We start from the raw sequence: 20,613 nt of genomic DNA, 5'->3' as shown, positions 1-20,613 counted from the left end.
GATAATGTTTTAAGATTAATTTTATAGATAATATTAAGTTAAATTTATTATAAGATTATATAATAAATTTAAATTTTTCTAAAGGAGATGCCATGAAGTTTTATAAGTTATCAAAAGTTGCTATGATTTTAGTAGCTATATTAGGCGCTATGACACTCAATGCCGCGGAAAAGTTTTCGCCAGTTATAGTTATACACGGTGGAACAAGTGGTCTTAAATTAACTAAAGAAGAGTTTAAAATTCGTGAAGAACCTATGAAAAAAGCACTTCTTGCTGGTCAAGCTGTATTGGAAAAAGGTGGAAGTGCTATGGATGCTGTTACATCTGCTATAATGGTTTTAGAAGATGACCCAAACTTTAATGCTGGGAAAGGCGCTGTTTTTACATCAGATGGCTTTAATGAGTTAGATGCTTCCATAATGGATGGTTCAACTAAAAAAGCCGGTGGTATAGCTATGTCAAGGCATATTAAAAATCCTATCCTTGGTGCAAGACTTGTAATGGATAAAACTTGGCATACATTAGTTGCAGGAGAAGGTGCTGATAAACTTGCAAAGGAAAATGGACTTGAGATGGTTGATCAAAAATATTATTTTACTCAACACAGGTACGACCAACTAGTTAAAGCAAAAAAAGAAAAACAACCTTTATTAGATAGTGAAAAAACTAAAAAAATGAGTGGTGTAAGTTTAAAAGAAGAAACTTATCTAGGAACCGTTGGAGCTGTTGCGCTTGATAAAAATGGAAATTTGGCAGCTGCAACAAGTACTGGTGGTATGACTAATAAAATGACAGGCAGGATAGGAGATAGTCCTATTATAGGTTCTGGAACATATGCTGATAATGATTCAGTTGCTGTGTCATGCACAGGATCTGGTGATATATACATGAGAGTTAATGCAGCACATGAAGTATCGGCATTATATAAATATAGTACACATGATGTTCAAAAGGCGGCTGAAAAAGCAATTGAAGAAGTCAGTGCATTGCAAGGAAGAGGTGGAATAATCTCTATAGACAAATATGGCAATACCGGATTTGCATGGACAAAAGATAAATTAGGAATGTATTACGGTGAAGCTAGAATTGGTTCACAGCCAGTAGTTTATTGGCCTCTTGAGAAATAAATTTGGTTCTGTTAAAATTTATTTAATAACAAAATTCAAGTGTATTATTTTAATGTTTTAACACATTATATTTATGAGATTTTTAATATTTTATAGATTTATCTTGTAGAATTTTGGCTCTATAAGCTAAAATTCTACTATAATCTTTAAAGTGTTTTGATAAATATTTATAAAATATAGATAGCGAAATAATTGTTATAAAATACTTTTTAAAAAATATATTTATGTAACAAAAGCTTTTTGTAGGCAAAATATTAATATTTTTGTTGGAAAATTTGGAATTAGCTCGTTGTAAATATATAAAAACAGAAATAGTTAATTGAATAAAATTCTTTTTATAGATATTGAAAAGTTAGTTTATGTTTAGCAAATATAGCTACAGGATTAAAGCTATAGTAAACTGATGCTAAAAAAGAAGTAGAAACTAATTTTGGTCGATTAAGCTTAGGCATTAATCAAATTCTAAAATATTGACAAATTTATAGGGACTAACTAGTAAAGAATTAAATTGTATATTTAGATATTATAAACATATTTATTATTAATGTTATTTTAAAGTAAATATGCATATTTAAAACAAGAGGAATATTCTTCGATTTTTAATGTTGACAATACTATAAAAAAAGAGTTTCTCGATAAAGGAAAGTTGATTATAAAGTCAGATAAACTTGGCAATATGGAGCTAAAGCAAAAGTTAATAGAAGATGGAAGCAACATAAAAGATTGGGGGAAATATGAAATAAGACTTCCTGATGACGATAGAGATTTGCATTATTATAATGACATAACAAAAAAAGTATATTATGATATGGATTACAAAACTAAATTTTAAGGCCAAATATGAAAGTAAAGTTAAAAAAACCACATTCTGATTTAAATCAAAATACCATTTATAATGTTTTGCGTATAGAGATATGTAATGATATTAGATTTTGTTTGCAAACATCCTTTGATTATGGACAAATTTATTTAACTGATTGCTATGAGTCAGAATTATTTTATATTCTTGATAATGCTATGTCTAATTGGAGTATAGAAATTTTTGAAAAAAGCCGTAGTATTTTAGAAACAAATAAAATAGAACAAGTATCTTATATATCTATAGCACCAAAAGAGATAAACTATAAAAGCTTTGAGTGTGACTTAACAATGAGCTATGATGCTGGTAAATATGGGTACAAGCGATATGATGATGCAAATAATGCATTAGCGAGAGTTTGTGCAAAAAATGGCAAGATAAAATTAACAAGACATCAGTATATGGATATTTTTCCTGAATATCAAATAGCAAATTTGGAAATTGGTAAGGATATTGGAGAGGGTTATGTAATATGCCCAAACTGCGGCAATGCCTATAATGCCAAAAACCAAGGGGTTATTTGTTGTGAGAATAAGTGTTGTAAAAAAATATTTAATAACCCATTGGCAAAAAAAAACCTGAGTGGCGTAGAGTTTATTGAAGAGTAAAAATATTATTAAAATGAGTATATGTAATTGAGAAAATTCCCGTCAAATTTAACCAGTATCATTCTAGCTACACTACTTATAATCTCAAACAGTGTAGCTTCTATAAATTACAATCAATTCAAATTTGAAAATTCTAAAAGTGCTATAAGTGCAACTCTAGGTTCATATATAAATAATCTAGATTATATAAAAGACTTAGATAAAGTATCAAATACTATAGCTACAAGTGTAGCTAACTCAGCTATAAGCTCAGGACTATCAGGACTATATGGAACAGATTTTAAAGATAGTTTTATAGTAAATTTAGGTTACTCTATAGGTGATAACTTATTTAACTATGCAGGTGATTTAGGCATATTAAAAGATATGAGTGAAGGAAGTCTAGGTAAAACTATAACCCACTCACTAGTAGGTGGAACAACTTCATCTATACTAGGAAATAAATTTTTAGATGGAGCTATAATATCAGGAACTAGAGAAGCACTATCTCCACTTAGTAATAACTTAGGCAAAGATGAACAACTCCTTACTTCACAACTAACAGGAATTATAGTTGGCTCACTACTAAATGATACTAATGGAGCAAACTTAGGATATAACCTAGCAACAAGTGGGGAACTAAACAATAGACAACTTCATAAGAAAGAAGTAGAGTGGTTAAAAGATAAAGATAACATAACAGCTTTTCAAAAAGAGCTTAACTCAAATTCAGATGGTAAAATATACTCTTATGAAGAAGCTAGCTCAATTCTTGCTAAAGGCGGTGTATCATTAAATGACAATTCATTTAGTAACGCATACATAAATATCTTTCAAAAGATGAGCTTAATAATATAAATTTAGCTAAAAACTTTATAAAGCAAAGTATCTTTTATAATACAAAACTTGATGATACAAAAGCATTTCATCCTACAAAAGAACAATTTAACAACAGATATATATATGCCACTGATAACTATAATAACAATAAAGATTTCTATGAAAAAAATCTTTATATAAATACTAATCCAACCATAAAAGATTACATAATATCTACAGGATATGGTTTAGCTGGAGCAGGTAAAGGATTATATGATGGCGCAGTAGATATAGGTAATTCAGTCCTTCATCCAATAGACTCTATAGATAACTTATATACAGCTATATCTAATCCAAAACAAACATATAATGCTATAAATAAAAGCTACAATGATTTTAACTCTAAAAACTTCATAGACTCTATCATACAAGACCAAAACTCTATAAACTTTAGAAACTACTCAATACTAGGTGAGATAGCTTTACCAATAGGAACTGCCGGTAGTATAGTTAAAGGTAGTAACATAGCTAGTAAGACAGCTAAGGTGGGAAGTATAGTTGGTAAAGTGGATGATGCTTTGGATGTGGGGAAGGTTGGAAAAGAGATTGATTACGCAACAAAAATTAATATAAATTCTATACCAGAGTCTAAACTGCAACATGAATTTAAGCATGCAAATGATTTTGGAATAGATGGAAATTTAATGAAAAACAAATTAATTTCCATGAGAAAAACGGAATTAAAATAGACAAAGGCAACTTAAATGAGTAATTTTATAAGTTTTGGAATAGTTTTTGATAAGTCTAATATTGACATAAATAATGAAATTAATAATATAGAATCTTTATTGTCAAGAAACGCCAATAAAACTCTATTAGAGTATCCTATTGCTGAAACATTTGAAAAATGGGAAAAATTTGAAACCGACCATAATTATAGTTTTGTATTGGATAAGCTTTTTAAAAAAAAGAAGCGTTTGCTATCTGCGAATATAAAATTTATGGCAAGATTATAGAAATTAGAATTTCTATAAAATATTAGATAATGTTATTGGTATTCTTTTTGAAATAAATGAAGATGATATTATGGAAGATAACTATTCTCATAAGAATTTTAGAAAAATAATACGAATGATAATAATACAAATAAAGAAGTTAAGAAAAAAGTTAAATTTCAATTATGTATTTTGCGATACTGAAGTAAATATTGAGTATTCATTGTGTGAAATTTTAGAAGAAAAGACTCCAATATATTCAATAGTCGCAATAAATCACAAGAATGGGCTGGAAGTTCGGTTGGCTTCTTGGGAAATAGATGGGTTAACAAGTAGGTTTTAATTATTAAGTGCTAAATATAAAATATTCCCTGTTAAATTTAGTTAATTCTAAAGCCATTAATTTAGTAGAGCTCTTAAATTTAACATACTAAGTAGTCCTAAATTTGACTTAAGACATTAATCCCAAATTTGTCAAATTTCTAAATTTAGATTAGAATATAGCTTTAAATTTAAGGAGTGGATATTAAGTGTCAATAGTATCTAAATTTAAAAGAGTTTTAACTACACTACTATCAATTTCCATGATATTTACAAGTAGCTTTGGAAATTTAACTACTAAATCCTTAAACGAAAGTATCAACAGCACTAACAAGTATATAGATAATTCTACAAATAACTTAAATTTCATAAATAAATATATACAACCAAATATAAAATATACTCCTGCGCAGGGATTTAAGGTTCAAGCTAGTAATGCATTTAATACTATAAAAGATAGTAATAAACTAGAGCTAGCTAAAGATATAGCTAATGGATTATATGATTCATCAATCAATTGTGTTTCATCACCTTTTAATTGTGCTAGTGATATACTAAAAGATATAGCTTATACAACTGATAATTATATAACAAATATTGGTTCAAATATATTATTAAAAGATATAGACACTATCTCCCGCAGGGCGAGCATACTATTTGTAATGCAGATTTTACAAGTAAAACATATATGACAAATAGACTCGTTAGGGAAATTCCCTAAAACCCTTTTATAAAACACAACTGTTTATTATTAAAAAAGTGTAATAACTGTTGTGTTTGTTTTAAATGTCAAATTTGTGAAATTTGTCGACAATGTTGTCTATATAAAAGATCTTTTATTGTAAATATTGTTAGCATATGACTACATCTAATAAAAATATTTTAAAATCAAATTATTACATCGCTGATTTTAAGTTTATTATAAAATTTTATATATAAGTATAAATTTTAATATTAAATAGATATTTTATAATTTTATAAATTTTTATACACCACTTAGGTAATAACCTTAAATTTCAAAATAAAATATTTTTATGATAATATTAGTTTAAGTCCTATAAAATGGTATTTTTTGGTATGGAATAAAAAATTATATACTAAAATTAAAATATTATTAAAATAAAAAATTGATTATTTTTATTAATAAATTTATTTCTATTTAAGTTCATATATGCAAAAATTTCATCTACTAATATGCAATTTTGCATATGTAAAGGAGAAAAAAATGTTTTCTAACAAGCCAAGTACTTTATTTGTAGAACTTGGTCCTAACAGTAAAACGGGCAAAGTTATTTGTCCATACTGTGGAACTGGCTGTCAGGTTGAGTTACACGTAAAAAACAATGTTATACAAAGTGCAACAGGTGTATTGGAAAACCCTGTAAACGAAGGCAACTTATGCCTAAAAGGCTTTTATGGGTGGGATTACGTTGGAGCTCGCGATAGGCTAACGACACCAATGATACGTAAAAAAGATGGTGTGTTTAGTAAAGAAGGTACTTTAGTTGAAGCCAGCTGGGACGAAGCACTTGATCTTGTAGCTTCTAAGATGAAGGAGGTTAAGCAAAAATATGGTGCAGATGCAATAGCCGGAAATTTCTCAGCTAGATGCACGCTTGAAGATAACTACGTAGCACAAAAAATAATGCGTGCTGTTATAGGAACAAACAATGTAGACCACTGTGCTAGAATTTGACACGCTCCGACTGTGGCAGGTCTTGCTAAAACAATCGGTAATGGAGCAGCAACAAATAGCTTCACAGAAATAGGCAATCACAGTAATTGCATACTAATGATTGGCTCAAATCCAGAAAATGGTCACCCAATAGTCGCTATGCACATACAACGTGCATTAAGCAGAGGTGCAAAATTAATAGTAATTGATCCTGTTAAAACTGAATTTGCAAATCGTGCTGATATCCACTTACAACTAGCACCGGAGCATAATATTGCAGTTATAAATTCTCTTATTTATGTACTTTTTGATGAAAACCTTATAAATTGGGATTTTGTAAACGATCACACTACTGGTGTTGAATACGTTCGTGAAGCAGTTAAAGACTATGCACCAGAGGTAGTTGCAAACTATACAAATTTAAATGCTGATGACATCCGTAAAGCGGCTCGTATATATGCTACTGTAAAACCAGCAGTCATTACTCATGGTATGGGTGTAACACACTTTAATCACGGTGTTGGTGCGGTTTGTGATATATCAAATTTGTTTTTGCTAACTGGTAATGTTTGTGAACTAGGTAGTGGAGACTTGCCAATACGTGGGCAAGAGAATGTGCAGGGATGTTGCGATATGGGTGTTTTACCTAATATTTTTTCAAATCTAGGTTCTGTTACAGATCCAGCACAACGTTCTTGGTATGAAAAAGTTTGGAATTTAGAGCCTGGCTTTTTAAATGGTAAGATAGGCATTCATAAAACAGAAGTTCCAGATGCAATACTTGATGGCAGACTCCACCTTTTCTGGACTATTGGTGAAAATCCAGTTATGACAGATCCAAACACAAACCACTTCTTAAAAGCTATTTCAAAGGTTGATATGTATGTAGTTCAAGATATCTTTTTAACAGAGACTTCGCTTAAAGCAGATGTTGTTCTTCCTGGTGTTGCAAGTAGCGAAAAAGAAGGTCTTTATGCTAATGCTGAACGCCGTGTCCAACATAACGAAGCGGTTATAACACCTCCTGGTGATGCACGACAAGACTGGTGGATAGTCTGCGAACTAGCTAGAAGAATGGGAGCTAGCGATGGCTTTAACTTTACCTCACCAGAGCAAATATGGGAGGAGCAAAGAAAATGTGACCCACGAAGATATGGCGGCATGAGTTACTATCGTATCAAAAAATATCACGGTCTTCACTGGCCTTGTCCAAATGAAGATCATATGGGAGGACAAACGCTCTATCTTGATAAAAAATTCTTTACTCCAGACGGCAAAGGAAAGTTAGTACCTTGCCTTCATGTAAGCAGCACAGATAAGATAGAATCGGCAAAAGCTGATTTTGCAAAGCGTATAAACTTGCCAGCTGAATGGCCTATTATGGCAGGAAGTGTTGATGAGCCGACAGATGCTAATTATCCAATACAGCTGCTAACTACTAGAAAAGTCTATCAGTATGCTGGAGGTGCTATGACTCGTAGGTCAAAGACCATTGAAAATGGAGGTGATAGCATAGGACCTATTGCCGAAATGAACCCAGTGTTGGCTAAAAAATATGGTGTAAGACAGGGTGACTTTATTAAAGCTTGGAGTCGCTATGGTTATATAGTTATAAAAGCCGATATAACAGATGTTATCCCTAATGGTATTGTGCAGATGACATATCACTACTGGGAAAGTTGTTGCAATGAATTGACTAGCAATGGTTGGGACTTCATATCAAAAACACCTACTTTTAAGGCCGCTATAGAGATTAAAAAAATAGATGAGGATGAATTTTTACAAATTAGAGAAGAAAAACGTATCAAATTTAAAACCGACAAAGTTATCTTCGATGATTTTCATCATCATCCATGCACAGGCTATTCGCCTGCTTTGAATCACTAGAATTTACCCCGATTATTTCGGGGTAAATTTTAAATTTTAACAAACTATTCTTACAAAATATAGCTTTAAATACTATTTGTTTAGCTCTACAACTATTTTTGCAATATAAATAAAAAATTATGAAATTCGTCAGAAATATGACAGAAAACATTTTTGATTTTTTATAAAATTATACAAAGCTTTAAAAAAATAATAAATTATTATATTAAGCTATAATTTATATAAATCTAAAAATCAAATAGAAGGGGGGGGGGGATTTATGAAGCAACATAAATTTGTAATCGCGGATTACAGTCGTTGCATAGGTTGTGCAACTTGTATGGCCGCCTGTTTTAAAAGTGCTTATGAGCGCGGAAAACTCTCTAAAGCAAGACTGACAGTTCTTCGCCAAGAAAAAGGCGTTATGCCTACGCAGTGTCGCCAATGTGACGATGCACCTTGTGCAAATGTCTGCCCAACAAGTGCGTTAAGATTTAACTCAAACTACATTGAGTTACATGAAGAGATTTGCATAGGATGCAAACTGTGTACCATCGCTTGTCCTTATGGTGCTATAAGCTCAAGTGCTGAACTTATGCCATCAGTAAATTACTCTACTGAACCAAAATATCACTTAGAGATTGAATCTCAAGCAGGGGCAAAAAACATTGCAATCAAATGTGATATGTGTAATGGTCGCGAAGGTGGTCCAGCGTGTGTTGAAGTTTGTCCTACATCTACTATTGTTATGGTAGACCCAGTTGCAAACCAACACAAAGTAGGCAAAAAAAGTAAAGAGGATGTTGTAAATGAGTTTGTACAAAAAATTTTACAGCCAAAAAATTTAAGGAGTGAGTTATGATAATAGTATACTCGCTGTTTTTAGTTGCAGCAACACTTAGCATGTTTTTATATAGTTCAAGTGATGCTGCCAGAAAAGTTGGTTTTGGACTTTGTGCCATAAGCTGCCTTTATGCAATGTATTATTTTATAATGAACATGAGTTTGACTCAAAGCTTTATACTTGGTGGAAATTTTTTATTTGCTCCAAAATTTGAGCTAACCCCAATTGGTAATTTTTTTAGCTTTGTGGTTGTATTTATAGGCTTTGCAAGTAGTGTTTATGCTATTAGTTATGCCAAGGAATACGCCAAGAAAGCAAGCGTAGGTGTCTTTGCTTTCTTGTTTAACATATTTATACTATCAATGTTGTTGGTTATTAGTGCAAACAATGTTTTTTGTTTTATTGTTTTGTGGGAACTGATGACTTTAATATCATCATTTTTAATCCTAGTAAATGATGGCAAGGGAACCATAAAGGCGGTCATGGTGTATCTTGGTATTGCTCAGATTGGTGCATTTTGCATTACGTGTGGTTTGCTTATCATTTCATACTATGCACAAAGCCTAGAATTTAGTGCTTTTACAAACCTAAATATGCCAATGGGAGTTTCTACTACTGTTTTTATACTCTTTCTAATAGGTTTTGGATCAAAAGCTGGGATGTGGCCTTTTCATGTTTGGTTACCACAAGCTCACCCAGCGGCACCTTCAAACGTATCGGCCCTTATGTCTGGTGTTATGATAAAAGTAGCTCTTTTTGCATTTATTAAATTTACACTTTATTTACCGCTTAGCACATATTTTGGTTTGACTATTATAATTTTAGGTGCAGCCAGCTCTTTGTTTGGAGTTTTGTATGCTCTTTGCCAACACGACTACAAAGCACTTTTGGCTTATCACTCAGTTGAAAACATAGGTATTATATTGCTTGGTCTTGGTGCTGGTATATATGGACTTGCTGCAGGAAATTTAACTATGGTTGGTATTGGATTTTTAGGTGGATTTTACCATATATTAAACCATGCTACCTTTAAAGGTCTACTTTTTTTAAGTTCAGGCTCTATACTTCATGCTACCCATACAAGAGACATGGAAATGCTAGGAGGACTTGCTAAAAAGATGCCCTATACTGCTGCTTTTTTCCTTATAGGATCTATGGCTATAACAGCATTGCCTCCATTAAATGGTTTTATAAGTGAATGGATAACATATAAAGCATTGCTTATGGGTGGTGCTCAAGAAAGCATGATGGCTAGAGCATTTTTTTGTCTTGCTATTATAGCCTTGGCTCTTACTGGAGCACTTGCGGTTATGTGTTTTGTTAAAGTTTATGGAGTTATATTTGGTGGAACACCAAGAGATAAAGAAATTTACAAAAACGCAAAAGAGCAAAATATCTTTATGTTAACTGGTATGGGTATATTGGCTTTTGGATGTATTGCTTTTGGTGTAGGTTCAAACTCTGTTGTGCAAAATCTTCTAGTGCCAACGCTTAATATATCATCAAATAGCAGTTTTGGCGTATCTATGCCATTGATAGCCACAATTTTAAGCACCACCTTGGCACTTCCTTTTATTATACTTATGGTAATAAAAGCCAACCGATTAACTCCACGAGAAACAGACCCTTGGGCTTGTGGATTTAAGTATAGCCAACGTATGCAAATGACTGCAAGTCCTTTTACGGGAGATATTAGAAAGATAATGCAGTGGCTTTTTAGATCTAAGAAAAAAGTCGTTATAAAAGATTATTTTTCACCAGTTGAATATCATAATCATCCAAGAGATATCTGGTGGGACTCATTTTATGAACCAGTGATTAAATGGTCTGTAAAATTTGCTGACAAGATAGGTATAGTGCAAAGTGGCTACACGAATACATATACACTTTACATCATAGTATATCTTTGTGCAATGTTAGCCGTTGGCTACTTTTTGGTGTAGGAGGAAGTTATGCAAACTATATTGTTAATGATATTTCAAGTTGTTGTTATAATTTTAATAGCACCTTTATTTGATGGTATGGCAAGGAAATTACGTGCTAAACTGCAATCAAAACAAGGAAGTGATTTTTTTCAAACATATCGTGATATTATAAAGTTATTTAAACGTGCTAGGACAGTTCCTAACTGTTCACACTGGGTTTTTAGATATGCTCCATTCTTTCTTTTTGCAACCTCAGCAGCTATATTGGCAGCTATACCTATAACATATAACCAAAATGAAAACTTTGGAGTCTATTCTGACATTTTTGTCATACTATATCTTGGAGCGTTGCTTCGATTTGTATTTGGTGTAGCTTCAATAGATAGTGGAAACCCTTTTGCAGCCACGAGTGGCAGTAGAGAACAAATGATCGGCGTTTATGTAGAACCTGTCATGATAATATGCTTAATTGTTGTTATGTTTGTAGCTGGCACATCAAATTTAGTTCAAATTCAAAATATGGTAAAAGGTGGTATCATAGGCTATCACATACCAAGCTTTGCAGTCGCTTCAATCGCTTTTTTATGGTGTATGTATGTTGAGACCGGCAGAAAGCCTTTTGATTTGGCAGAAGCAGAACAAGAACTTCAAGAAGGTGTACTTGGTGAGTATGCTGGAAGCGATCTTGCATTAGTTCAAGCGGCACTTATATTAAAGCAATTTGCAATGATAGGGCTTTTTCTAACCATTTTTGAGCCTTGGAATTTTGCAAATCCAATATTAGCTATTATAGTGTTTGTGCTAAAAACAGGTGTATTTTATGTTTTAGCGGTCTTTATAGATAACTTTGGACCACGCTTTCAAATAACTTCAAGTCTTCGCAAAAATGCCATAGCTGCTATGTCTATAGCATTTGTGGCTTTAATACTTTATGTAGTAGGAGTCTAAGATGTCAACAATAGAAATTTTAGCCATTAGCATGATTGTTACATCCTTGGCAGTCTTTGGGCTTAGAAGCCTTCGTGCTTCTGTGCTTATATACGCAGTTCAAACCATGCTTTTAGTCGCTCTATTTTTTATACTTTCGAGTAAATTTAATGCACCGGAACTATCAAATTGGGCAATAGTTGCGATCGTTACAAAGGTTATCTTTGTGCCAACATTTATGCTTTATCTAATCAAAAAGCTTGGTATTGTAAGCGAAGATGAGCCTGTTGGTGGTTTTTTTGTAAGTCCAGTTATAGCGATGGGTTTTTCACTTGCTATTGCGATGAGCATACATGGCATATTCCTTGAGTTTTCTCTTATTAAAGAGAAGCTCGTTTTAATTGCCGCGACTACCATATTTATGATGGGAATTTTTGGTTTTATGTTTAGAAATTCATTTATAAAACAAATTCTGTCTTACTGTTTGTTTGAAAATGGCATACATATAAGTTTAGCACTTATGGCGTACAACTCACATGAACTTGTTGAGCTTGGAATTTTAACAGATGCAATTTTTGCCGTTATTATTATGAGTATTTTAGCGGTTAGGTTTTATAAAGCTTACGATAGCCTTGATACATCCAAGGCATCAAATTTAAGGGGTTAATGATGAATAACTTAATACTAATACTTATCATCCCCTTAATAGGTGCATTAGTAATGTTTTTAGCACCTAAAAATGAAAAGCTGCTTAGTATACTACACATAGCAATCTCAGGAGTGACATCATTAGTCTTGCTTAAAAACATAACTCATGTTTTAAGCAATGGTACAACCTATGCGAATGATAAGTTTTTATTTTTGGATAGCCTTGGTTGCGTGTTTCTATTACTTATAGCGGTTACTGGATTTTTGGTAAATTTTTATTCAACTACATATATGAAGTGGGAACTAAAAGATGGGCATATTGGATTATGTGATTTAAAGAAATTTTATGCACTTAGTCATATTTTTATCTTTACTATGAGCCTAAGCGTTATATGTAATAACGTAGCATTTATGTGGGCTGCAATAGAAGCTACAACCCTTGCTTCAGTCTTTTTAGTTGCCATTCATAAAGACAAAAACTCAACCGAGAGTGGCTATAAATATATCGTACTTTGCTCTATTGGTTTAGCATTTGCACTTTATTCGACTGTGCTTTTGTACTCAGCAACATTTGTAAATGTTCAAGATGGTCAAAGTGCGATGCTTTACACAACAATACTTGAAAATGCTAAAAATTTAAATGCTAATGCTGCTAAATTAATATTTATCTTTGCACTTATAGGCTTTGGTACAAAAGCAGGTTTAGCGCCGACTCACACTTGGTTGCCAGATGTTCACGCAGAGGGTCCAGCGCCAATCTCGGCATTACTTTCTGGCGTACTTTTAAAGTGTGCAATGCTTGCCATTTTTAGATATTACGCAGTTATTGCCAATGCAGTTGGGTTTAGCTTTGTAGAAAATATTATGTTAGTCTCAGGAACAATAACACTTTTTGTTTCTGCTTTTTTCTTGATGCGTCAACATAATGTTAAAAGAATGTTTGCTTATCACTCTATCGCTCATATGGGTGTTATAGCATTTGCACTTGGTATCGGCGGTAAACTTGGACTTTTTGCAGCTATATTTCACTGTTTGGCTCACAGCTTTACGAAGGCTTTAGCTTTTTGTTCAACAGGCAACATTGCTAGAATTTATGGGCATAAAGATATGAGCAGAATGGGTGGTATGATAAAAGTTGCTCCTGTTACAACGATAATGTTTGGTGCGGCTGTTTGTTCACTTGTTGGCGTACCTGGCTTTGCAATATTTGTAAGTGAGTTTTTGGTTTTTAAAGGTGCTATTGCTAGCGCTCAATTTATAAGCACTGTACTTTTTGCTATTGCTTTAAGTATCATTTTTATAGCTGATTTTTCACACTTTAATATGGCTAGCTTTAGTGAGCCAAAAAGCGAGATAGTGTATAAAAAAGAGATGACTTTTAGTGAAAATTTACCGCTTATAGCACTTTGTATGCTAGTGATAGTATTTGGTGTATGGCATATTGATAGCTTTTACACCTTAGTTGAAAATGGCGTAAAAATAATTATGGGGGCTTAAAATGCGAGGAAATAACTTTGTAGAAATTTTAAAAAGTAGAGTAAATGTTTTAGAGACAACTTATCAAAGCGATGATCAGCTAACTGTTTTGGTTGATAGAAATGATCTGCCTCTTGCGGTTAAGACTCTTTATTATGATATCGGGGGCTTTATAAGCACGATGGTACCAAGTGACGAACGTGAAATAAATGGATGCTTTGCACTTTATTACGCCATTTCAATGGAAGGCTCAAAGATGAGCGAAGCTGATGACTTTGCTCCTGAAGAAAAGTGCTTTATAAGCGTAAAAACACTAATACCAGCAAATGATCCAACATTTCCTTCCGTAACAAAAGTAGTGCCAGCTTGTGTTTGGTATGAAAGAGAAGCTTATGATATGTTTGGCCTTATAGCTGAAGGTTTGCCTGATAAACGGCGTTTGGTTCTAAGTGACGACTGGCCAGATGGTCTTCATCCGCTTAGAAAAGACGCAATGGATTATAGATACCGACCTGAAGCGTATGATCATAATGATGAGCCTGAGTCTGAGTTTTTATTTCCAAAGGGTGATGGAGTTGTAGACGTTCCACTTGGTCCACTTCATGTAACAAGTGACGAGCCTGGTCATTTTAGGTTGTTTTGTGATGGAGATGAAATTATAGATGCTGATTATCGCCTATTTTATCAGCATAGAGGTATGGAAAAACTTGCTGAAAATCGTATGAACTATGATCAAATGGGTTATCTTGCAGAAAGGGTTTGTGGCATCTGTGGCTATGCTCACGCCATAGCTTGTATAGAGGCGGCCGAAAAAGCTATAAAGCTTGAAATTCCTCTTCGAGCACAAGCTATTAGAGTCATTTGTCTTGAAATAGAGCGTCTTCACTCACATCTTTTAAATATTGGATTAGCGTGTGAGGTTACTGGCAACTATAACGCCTTTATGCATATATTTAGAGTTCGTGAGTACTCAATGGAGTTAGCACAACTAGTAACTGGTGGACGCAAGACTTATGGCAATGTCGTTATGGGTGGTCTAAGACGTGATATGACAAATAATGAGATTAAAAAAGCTATTGAAATTATTAACAATCTTGATGTTCAAATAGGTGAAATTTGGGATGCGATCATGGAAGACAAACGCCAAATAGGTCGCTGGAAAGGCGTTGGTGTGCTAGAGAAACAAATAGCACGTGATTTTAGTCCAGTTGGTCCTAATATGCGTGGTTCAGGTTTTAAACGTGATAATCGTTACGATCATCCTTATGACTTTTTTAAAAAAATAAATTTTGAAGTAGCAGTAGAGCATGGCGGAGATGTGTTTAGTCGCGAAATGGTACGTTATAAAGAGTTAAAAAGCTCTATTCACATTATACGTCAATGTCTTGAGTTAATGCCTCAAACTCCAATCATGATAGATCCAATAACAATGATAAAGCCTGAAAATTTTGCTCTTGGACATGATGAAGCACCACGTGGAGAAAACGTTCACTGGATAATGCAAGGAAGTGCTCAAAAAGTCTATCGTTGGAGATGTAGAGCTGCCACTTACAATAACTGGCCAAGCCTAAGATATCAATTTAGGGGCAACAACATCTCAGATGCAGCACTTATTGTCTGCTCGCTTGATCCTTGCTACTCATGTACAGAGCGTGTTACACTAATTGATGTAAGAAGCAAAAAGAGTAAAATTTTAACAGAGAAAGATCTTAAAAAATTCTGCCAAGCTGGTGGAGTTAGTAAAAAGGATTTAAGATGATGAAGCTATTTGATATAACTGAAAAATACGGTAAAGCAACCTATGCGTATCCGTTTGAGCCATATATCGTACCAGAAAATTTCCGTGGTCAGCCATATTATACATATGATCTTTGTATAGGTTGTGCGGCATGTGGTGTAGCTTGTCCTAGCAATGCTATTGAAATAAAGCTAAATGAAAGCGAAGATCGACTTATTTGGGAATTTAATTGTGGTAGATGTATTTTTTGTGGACGTTGTGATGAGGTGTGCCCTACTGGTGCAGTTAAATTAAGCAATAGCTTTGAGCTGGCTGTTAAGTTTGACAAGTCGGCGCTCATTCAAAGAGGGGATCTAGAAGTTCAAACTTGCAAGTGTTGTGGTAAGCCTTTTACTTCAAAAAGACTTATAAATTACACATTCAGAAAGCTCGAACATGCAAATTTGCTACCAAATAGACTACAAGAGGCCAAAGAGTACCTTTATATCTGCCCAGAATGTAAAAAAGCAAATGCAGTTAAAGAGCTTACTCAAGAAATACAGGAGGCGATAAAATGAGTATGTATCAAGTCCCTAAGGACATAAAAACAGCAAATGACCTAACCTCAAAATTAGAGCATTTAAAAAATATCAAACGAAGTTTTAGTGTGTATCGTATAGACTGTGGTAGCTGCAATGGTTGTGAGATAGAAATTTTTGCTGCGATAACACCAATGTGGGATCCTGAACGTTTTGGTTTTAAACTAGTAGCAAATCCACGACATGCTGATATTTTAGTCTGCACTGGTCCAGTTACTAGGCAAATGTATTACCCATTACTCCGTGCTTATGAAGCTGCTCCAGATCCAAAGATAGTCGTGGCATTTGGTGCTTGTGGTAGTAGCGGGGGTATATTTTATGATGCATACAGTGTTTGGGGTGGTATTGATAAGATAATTCCAGTTGATGTCTATATCCCAGGATGTCCACCACATCCAGCTGGCGTGATATATGGTCTTGGTATGGCACTTGGAATAATTGATCAAAAATTAAAAAAACGCCATTTTCAAAATGATGAATTATCTTTGCCTCCTTTTAAAGAATCAATTATAGGCGACGTACTTTTTGAAAGAGATGTCGAGGTGCACGCAAAAAGACTAATGAGTTATGTTTTTGGAAGAACTCTTTATGATAAATACATAAAAGCCATATCGACCTCTGGCAACGCCAAGGATCCTATTGTTACAAAAGAAGCTGTATTGCAAGCAATGAAACAAGAAGAGGATCCAAGGTATGCTGAGTGTATGGGGATTTTACACAACGATGTTTATTTAAAATATGCTCACGCAAGTAGTGAGTGCGCTATAAATACTGATTCAGTTTGGGATAAAAAATGATACAAATCTACAAACTAACAAGACGACACATGGATGAAAATGAAAAAATGCCAAAGCAGTTAAAAGATATAAAACTCTTTTCAACATGTGTTGGACACGGTGTTGGCACTATTGATTTTAGTCAAAAAGTGTTAGAGATAAGTGAAGAAGAGTTTGACAGTATTATAGCTAAGTCTGGAGAATACGTTAAATTTAAACTCGGAAATTTAAGCAAATACTTTGAGGTTGAAGTGTTTTCAGAGCACGCGTTAAAACTTACATCTCAGATATGTGAGTGTGAGCTAAAAAATTTACTTAGCAGTTTAAAAGAAGGATATTTGGTATTTAGAAAGGAGTTATAGATAAGCGTAGCAAAAAAGGCACTTTTATGTATTGGAAATCCGCTTCGTGGCGATGATGAGGTTGGCCGTATAGTTGAAGAAAAACTAAAGGAGTGGCGTGTGTTTTATGGTGAAGATATGCCAGAAAATGAGTTTGGTTCAATTAGGGAATTTTCACCAGATATCATAAAAATTTTACAAATAGATTTAAATTTAAAGGAGACAAAATGTTAAATCCTGCACAAACAGCACAAGCTGTTTCAAGTTCAATGGAACATAAGGTTCATACACCTTTTATAAGTCTAGTATTTCTAGCTATTATGGCTGGCGCAGCAATTGCTATGGGCGATATATTTTGGGCTCACTCTACCGTAGGAATGGCTGAAAAACAGTCTATAGGTATGGCAAATTTTATAGGTGGTATCACATTTAGCTGTGGTCTTATGATGGTTGTTTTTTATGGTGGTCATCTTTTTACTAGCTCTGTTTTAAGTGGTGTTAGTATTTATGAAGGCAAACTAAAAATGACTCAAACTGTCTCATACTGGACATTGGTTTGGATATGTAACTTTATGGGTGCGGTGCTTATTGCCTATATGTATTACTACTCTGGCTTGCCACTAAAATATGACGGTTATATACTTCAACATTTTATACCATCAGCTGCAAGCAAGGTTACAACGCCATTTATAGAACTTTTTATAAGAGGCATTTTTTGTAATGTCTTTGTATGTATGTCTATATGGACTGCTACAAGCGAAAACGACCTTGCTGGTAAGTTTTTTGCAATTATGTGGATGATAGGGGCATTTGTGGCTTGTTCTATGGAACACTGTGTTGCAAATATGTTTATAATAACTGAAGCACTTATCGCAAAAGCTCACTATTTAGCACAAGTTGGCGGAAATATAAACGAGCTTTCACATATGCTTCATGGAATTAGTGCAGAGCAACTAGAGGCGTTAAACGTCACAAATTTTTTTACTAAAAATTTGTTTCCTGTAACTCTTGGCAATATCTTTGGCGGATTATTTTTTGTAGGTATTGTTGGTTTTATGGCCAATAAATATGATATGAAGTAATTTCAAAATAGAGATGTACTAAAGCATCTCTATTCTCCTAGTTTTAACTTAAAAATCTTAAAAATAAATTTTAGTTAGTATAACTCTTTAGTTTTTCATAATCTACTATCAAAAGCTCGTGTGGGGAAATCTTTTGTATAATCCCATCTTTGATGAGTTCATTAAAGGCAGTTGAAGCACTTTGACGTTTTAATCCAACAAAAGAAGATAGAATTTTCAAAGAAAATGGTAAAAATACAAATTTATAACCATTTTGCATTAAGTCTTGTTCGTTTGCAAGTTCTATTAAAAAATTTGCTATACGACCTTTAGCATTTTCAAATAGTATAGACTTCATAATCTGTCTTTGGATTAAAAGTATGTTTGTAAGTGTTTCTGAGTAAAATTTAGCAAATTCATTGTTGGAAAAAAGCTCGCCTATAGCACTATCATCAATAGTATAAACCTCGCTATCTTCTAAAATTTCAATAGCACAACTATCGTCTATTATCGTAGTATTTTGATCAGTTAAGTTGTATATTATAAACTCTTCGCCATCCTCAAAAAACGCAATTTTAGCAGAACCAATTGTAATAATCACAAGTTTCATATTATCTGCATATATAACACTTCCTTTTTTTAAAAACTCGTGTTTGAAATTTGACATTTCATCTTGAGTTAATATAGAAAGCATGTCGGTTTGCACTAGACCAAGTCTTGATTTTTTCACTACATCTCCAAAAAATTTATGTTGTATCACAAAAAAATTATACTGCCACCACTTCTTTAGACAATCTTTTTAAATCCTATCTTCCAACTCATTACCCTTAAGTGTCTTTTTTTGTTTCAGGCACTTTTTACATCTTTTTTAAGATAAACACTAATAGGTTTATTATACCTTAATGATGAGTGAAATCTCTCATTATTATAAAAATTTATGTATCTATCAATTCCATCTTTTAACTCTTTTATAGATTTGTATTCGTTTAGATAAATTTTATCATATTTTAAAGTTCTAAAGAATCTCTCTATGGCTATATTATCAATTGATCTACTTTACCATTCGTAGAAATCTTAATGTTATGCTTTTTAAGTAAACTAGTGCGTTGTAAGTTTGTATACTGACTTTCTTAATCAGTCTTAAAGATTCCTGGTTTGCCATATTTATTTATGGCTTCTTGTAGAGTGCTTGTAACTAAGAGTATATCCATGGTATTTGATAACTTATACGATAAAACAGCTTTGCTATACCAATCAAGTATTGCAGCTAGATACATATGTCCACCTTTAATTGGAATGTATGTTATATCCACACCATACTTGATTGATTTTGTTTATATCTAACTCTTTAAGTAGATATGGATATATTTTATTTTCTAACAAGCAACCATTATGTCTTTTTCTTTTTGGAAATATTGCTTGTAAGTACATCTTTTGCATAAGTCTGTGTTTTATTAACTTCTAAAATATATCCATCTTCAAGAAGCTTTTTATGCATGAACCTATATCTGTAAGTTGACGATATAGTAGTATAAATTTCATCTATTCTTTTTATGATGGCTTGGTCGCTATCTTTTATGGGCACTGGTTTGTAGTAAAGACTAGAACGGTTTATGTCAAGCAGTTTACACTGCTTGAGAATAGATGGCTCTTTTGTAGATTTGTTGGTTTTATGTTTTGTAAGCATTTTATACTATTTTGATTGCTCTCATCGTTCAATTTTAATTCTCTATCTTACTTTGATCTGTTTGCATTGATGATTCTAGCTTAGATGATACAAGACTTTGTTTACTTAATGAGTCCAAGCTCTTTAGCTTTTTTACTGTCCAATCCCTTTCAATAGTTGTTTTACCTAGAGTTTTAGCCAAAGCTTCATTCTCTTCCTTAAGAGTATTTATTTCATCTTTGTAGGCTTTGGTTGCACCGCTAATATCTATTTGCTAGCAAGCTGTGCTATGGTGTGATTGTCAGATAGAAGTTCAAGAACAACTTTAGTTTTAAACTCAGTACTGTAAGTATTTCATTTTTTACTCACATATTATTCTTTAAA

20 protein-coding genes and 2 pseudogenes are annotated in these 20,613 nt (G+C 33.1%); 20 read left to right on the top strand and 2 right to left on the bottom strand.

The annotated features are described in order from the left end of the window. Nucleotides 1-92: 92 nt before the first annotated feature. From ACZ5VL_RS02330 to ACZ5VL_RS02235, 20 genes and pseudogenes are all read left to right on the top strand, one after another. Nucleotides 93-1,127, top strand: coding sequence for an isoaspartyl peptidase/L-asparaginase family protein (locus ACZ5VL_RS02330; RefSeq protein WP_464199557.1), 1,035 nt, complete (start codon nucleotides 93-95; stop codon nucleotides 1,125-1,127). Between the two features lie 646 nt (nucleotides 1,128-1,773). Continuing rightward, nucleotides 1,774-1,959 (top strand): hypothetical protein, encoded by a 186-nt coding sequence (locus ACZ5VL_RS02325; RefSeq protein WP_464199555.1) that lies wholly within the window; start codon nucleotides 1,774-1,776, stop codon nucleotides 1,957-1,959. 8 nt (nucleotides 1,960-1,967) lie between these two features. Further along, nucleotides 1,968-2,594 carry a hypothetical protein gene (locus tag ACZ5VL_RS02320; RefSeq protein WP_464199553.1) on the top strand — a complete coding sequence of 209 codons (627 nt, stop codon included), beginning with the start codon at nucleotides 1,968-1,970 and terminating at the stop codon, nucleotides 2,592-2,594. Nucleotides 2,595-2,621: 27 nt separating this feature from the next. After that, nucleotides 2,622-3,431 carry a DUF637 domain-containing protein gene (locus ACZ5VL_RS02315; RefSeq protein WP_464199551.1) on the top strand — a complete coding sequence of 270 codons (810 nt, stop codon included), beginning with the start codon at nucleotides 2,622-2,624 and terminating at the stop codon, nucleotides 3,429-3,431. A gap of 506 nt (nucleotides 3,432-3,937) precedes the next feature. After that, nucleotides 3,938-4,141, top strand: a complete 204-nt coding sequence (locus ACZ5VL_RS02310) for a hypothetical protein (protein WP_464199549.1) — start codon at nucleotides 3,938-3,940, stop codon at nucleotides 4,139-4,141. A 15-nt stretch (nucleotides 4,142-4,156) separates the two neighbouring features. Next, nucleotides 4,157-4,408: a hypothetical protein gene (locus ACZ5VL_RS02305; RefSeq protein WP_464199547.1), complete on the top strand. Its 252-nt coding sequence runs from the start codon at nucleotides 4,157-4,159 to the stop codon at nucleotides 4,406-4,408. 70 nt (nucleotides 4,409-4,478) lie between these two features. Then, nucleotides 4,479-4,730 (top strand): Imm64 family immunity protein, encoded by a 252-nt coding sequence (locus tag ACZ5VL_RS02300; RefSeq protein WP_464199545.1) that lies wholly within the window; start codon nucleotides 4,479-4,481, stop codon nucleotides 4,728-4,730. A gap of 187 nt (nucleotides 4,731-4,917) precedes the next feature. After that, nucleotides 4,918-5,400: a hypothetical protein gene (locus ACZ5VL_RS02295; RefSeq protein WP_464199543.1), complete on the top strand. Its 483-nt coding sequence runs from the start codon at nucleotides 4,918-4,920 to the stop codon at nucleotides 5,398-5,400. Nucleotides 5,401-5,933: 533 nt separating this feature from the next. Further along, nucleotides 5,934-8,270 (top strand): molybdopterin oxidoreductase family protein, encoded by a 2,337-nt coding sequence (locus tag ACZ5VL_RS02290; protein ID WP_464199541.1) that lies wholly within the window; start codon nucleotides 5,934-5,936, stop codon nucleotides 8,268-8,270. Between the two features lie 259 nt (nucleotides 8,271-8,529). Continuing rightward, nucleotides 8,530-9,111 carry a 4Fe-4S dicluster domain-containing protein gene (locus tag ACZ5VL_RS02285; RefSeq protein ID WP_464199539.1) on the top strand — a complete coding sequence of 194 codons (582 nt, stop codon included), beginning with the start codon at nucleotides 8,530-8,532 and terminating at the stop codon, nucleotides 9,109-9,111. After that, a complete protein-coding gene (locus tag ACZ5VL_RS02280; RefSeq protein ID WP_464199538.1) occupies nucleotides 9,108-11,036 on the top strand; it encodes a proton-conducting transporter transmembrane domain-containing protein in 1,929 nt (642 codons plus the stop codon). Before ACZ5VL_RS02285 ends, ACZ5VL_RS02280 begins: the two co-directional genes overlap by 4 nt. Nucleotides 11,037-11,045: 9 nt before the next feature. After that, nucleotides 11,046-11,966 (top strand): respiratory chain complex I subunit 1 family protein, encoded by a 921-nt coding sequence (locus ACZ5VL_RS02275; protein WP_464199537.1) that lies wholly within the window; start codon nucleotides 11,046-11,048, stop codon nucleotides 11,964-11,966. Nucleotide 11,967: 1 nt separating this feature from the next. After that, nucleotides 11,968-12,612, top strand: a complete 645-nt coding sequence (gene hyfE, locus ACZ5VL_RS02270) for a hydrogenase 4 membrane subunit (protein WP_464199535.1) — start codon at nucleotides 11,968-11,970, stop codon at nucleotides 12,610-12,612. 2 nt (nucleotides 12,613-12,614) lie between these two features. Beyond that, nucleotides 12,615-14,090, top strand: coding sequence for a hydrogenase 4 subunit F (locus tag ACZ5VL_RS02265; protein WP_464199533.1), 1,476 nt, complete (start codon nucleotides 12,615-12,617; stop codon nucleotides 14,088-14,090). Nucleotide 14,091: 1 nt separating this feature from the next. Then, nucleotides 14,092-15,828, top strand: coding sequence for a hydrogenase large subunit (locus ACZ5VL_RS02260; protein ID WP_464199531.1), 1,737 nt, complete (start codon nucleotides 14,092-14,094; stop codon nucleotides 15,826-15,828). Further along, nucleotides 15,825-16,364, top strand: a complete 540-nt coding sequence (locus tag ACZ5VL_RS02255; protein WP_464199529.1) for a formate hydrogenlyase complex iron-sulfur subunit — start codon at nucleotides 15,825-15,827, stop codon at nucleotides 16,362-16,364. Before ACZ5VL_RS02260 ends, ACZ5VL_RS02255 begins: the two co-directional genes overlap by 4 nt. Further along, nucleotides 16,361-17,182, top strand: coding sequence for an NADH-quinone oxidoreductase subunit B family protein (locus tag ACZ5VL_RS02250; protein ID WP_464199527.1), 822 nt, complete (start codon nucleotides 16,361-16,363; stop codon nucleotides 17,180-17,182). Before ACZ5VL_RS02255 ends, ACZ5VL_RS02250 begins: the two co-directional genes overlap by 4 nt. Continuing rightward, complete coding sequence (locus tag ACZ5VL_RS02245) at nucleotides 17,179-17,523, top strand: formate hydrogenlyase maturation HycH family protein (RefSeq protein ID WP_464199526.1); 345 nt, start codon at nucleotides 17,179-17,181, stop codon at nucleotides 17,521-17,523. The genes ACZ5VL_RS02250 and ACZ5VL_RS02245 overlap by 4 nt, the downstream gene beginning before the upstream one ends. After that, nucleotides 17,524-17,724 (top strand): annotated as a pseudogene (locus ACZ5VL_RS02240) (hydrogenase 3 maturation endopeptidase HyCI); the annotation flags it as partial. Between the two features lie 5 nt (nucleotides 17,725-17,729). Beyond that, nucleotides 17,730-18,584 (top strand): formate/nitrite transporter family protein, encoded by an 855-nt coding sequence (locus tag ACZ5VL_RS02235; RefSeq protein WP_464199524.1) that lies wholly within the window; start codon nucleotides 17,730-17,732, stop codon nucleotides 18,582-18,584. A 70-nt stretch (nucleotides 18,585-18,654) separates the two neighbouring features. Here the strand turns inward: ACZ5VL_RS02235 and ACZ5VL_RS02230 are convergent, their stop codons facing one another. Together ACZ5VL_RS02230 and ACZ5VL_RS02225 are read right to left on the bottom strand one after the other, a co-directional pair. Then, entirely contained in the window at nucleotides 18,655-19,293 is a 639-nt protein-coding gene (locus ACZ5VL_RS02230) for a Crp/Fnr family transcriptional regulator (RefSeq protein WP_464199522.1), read from the bottom strand. A gap of 116 nt (nucleotides 19,294-19,409) precedes the next feature. Next, a pseudogene (locus ACZ5VL_RS02225) lies at nucleotides 19,410-20,580 on the bottom strand (IS3 family transposase); the annotation flags it as partial. Nucleotides 20,581-20,613 lie beyond the last annotated feature (33 nt).

It is taken from the genome of Campylobacter sp. GTC17093, from assembly GCF_055397635.1.
This window is presented reverse-complemented; position numbering and strand designations above follow the sequence as displayed.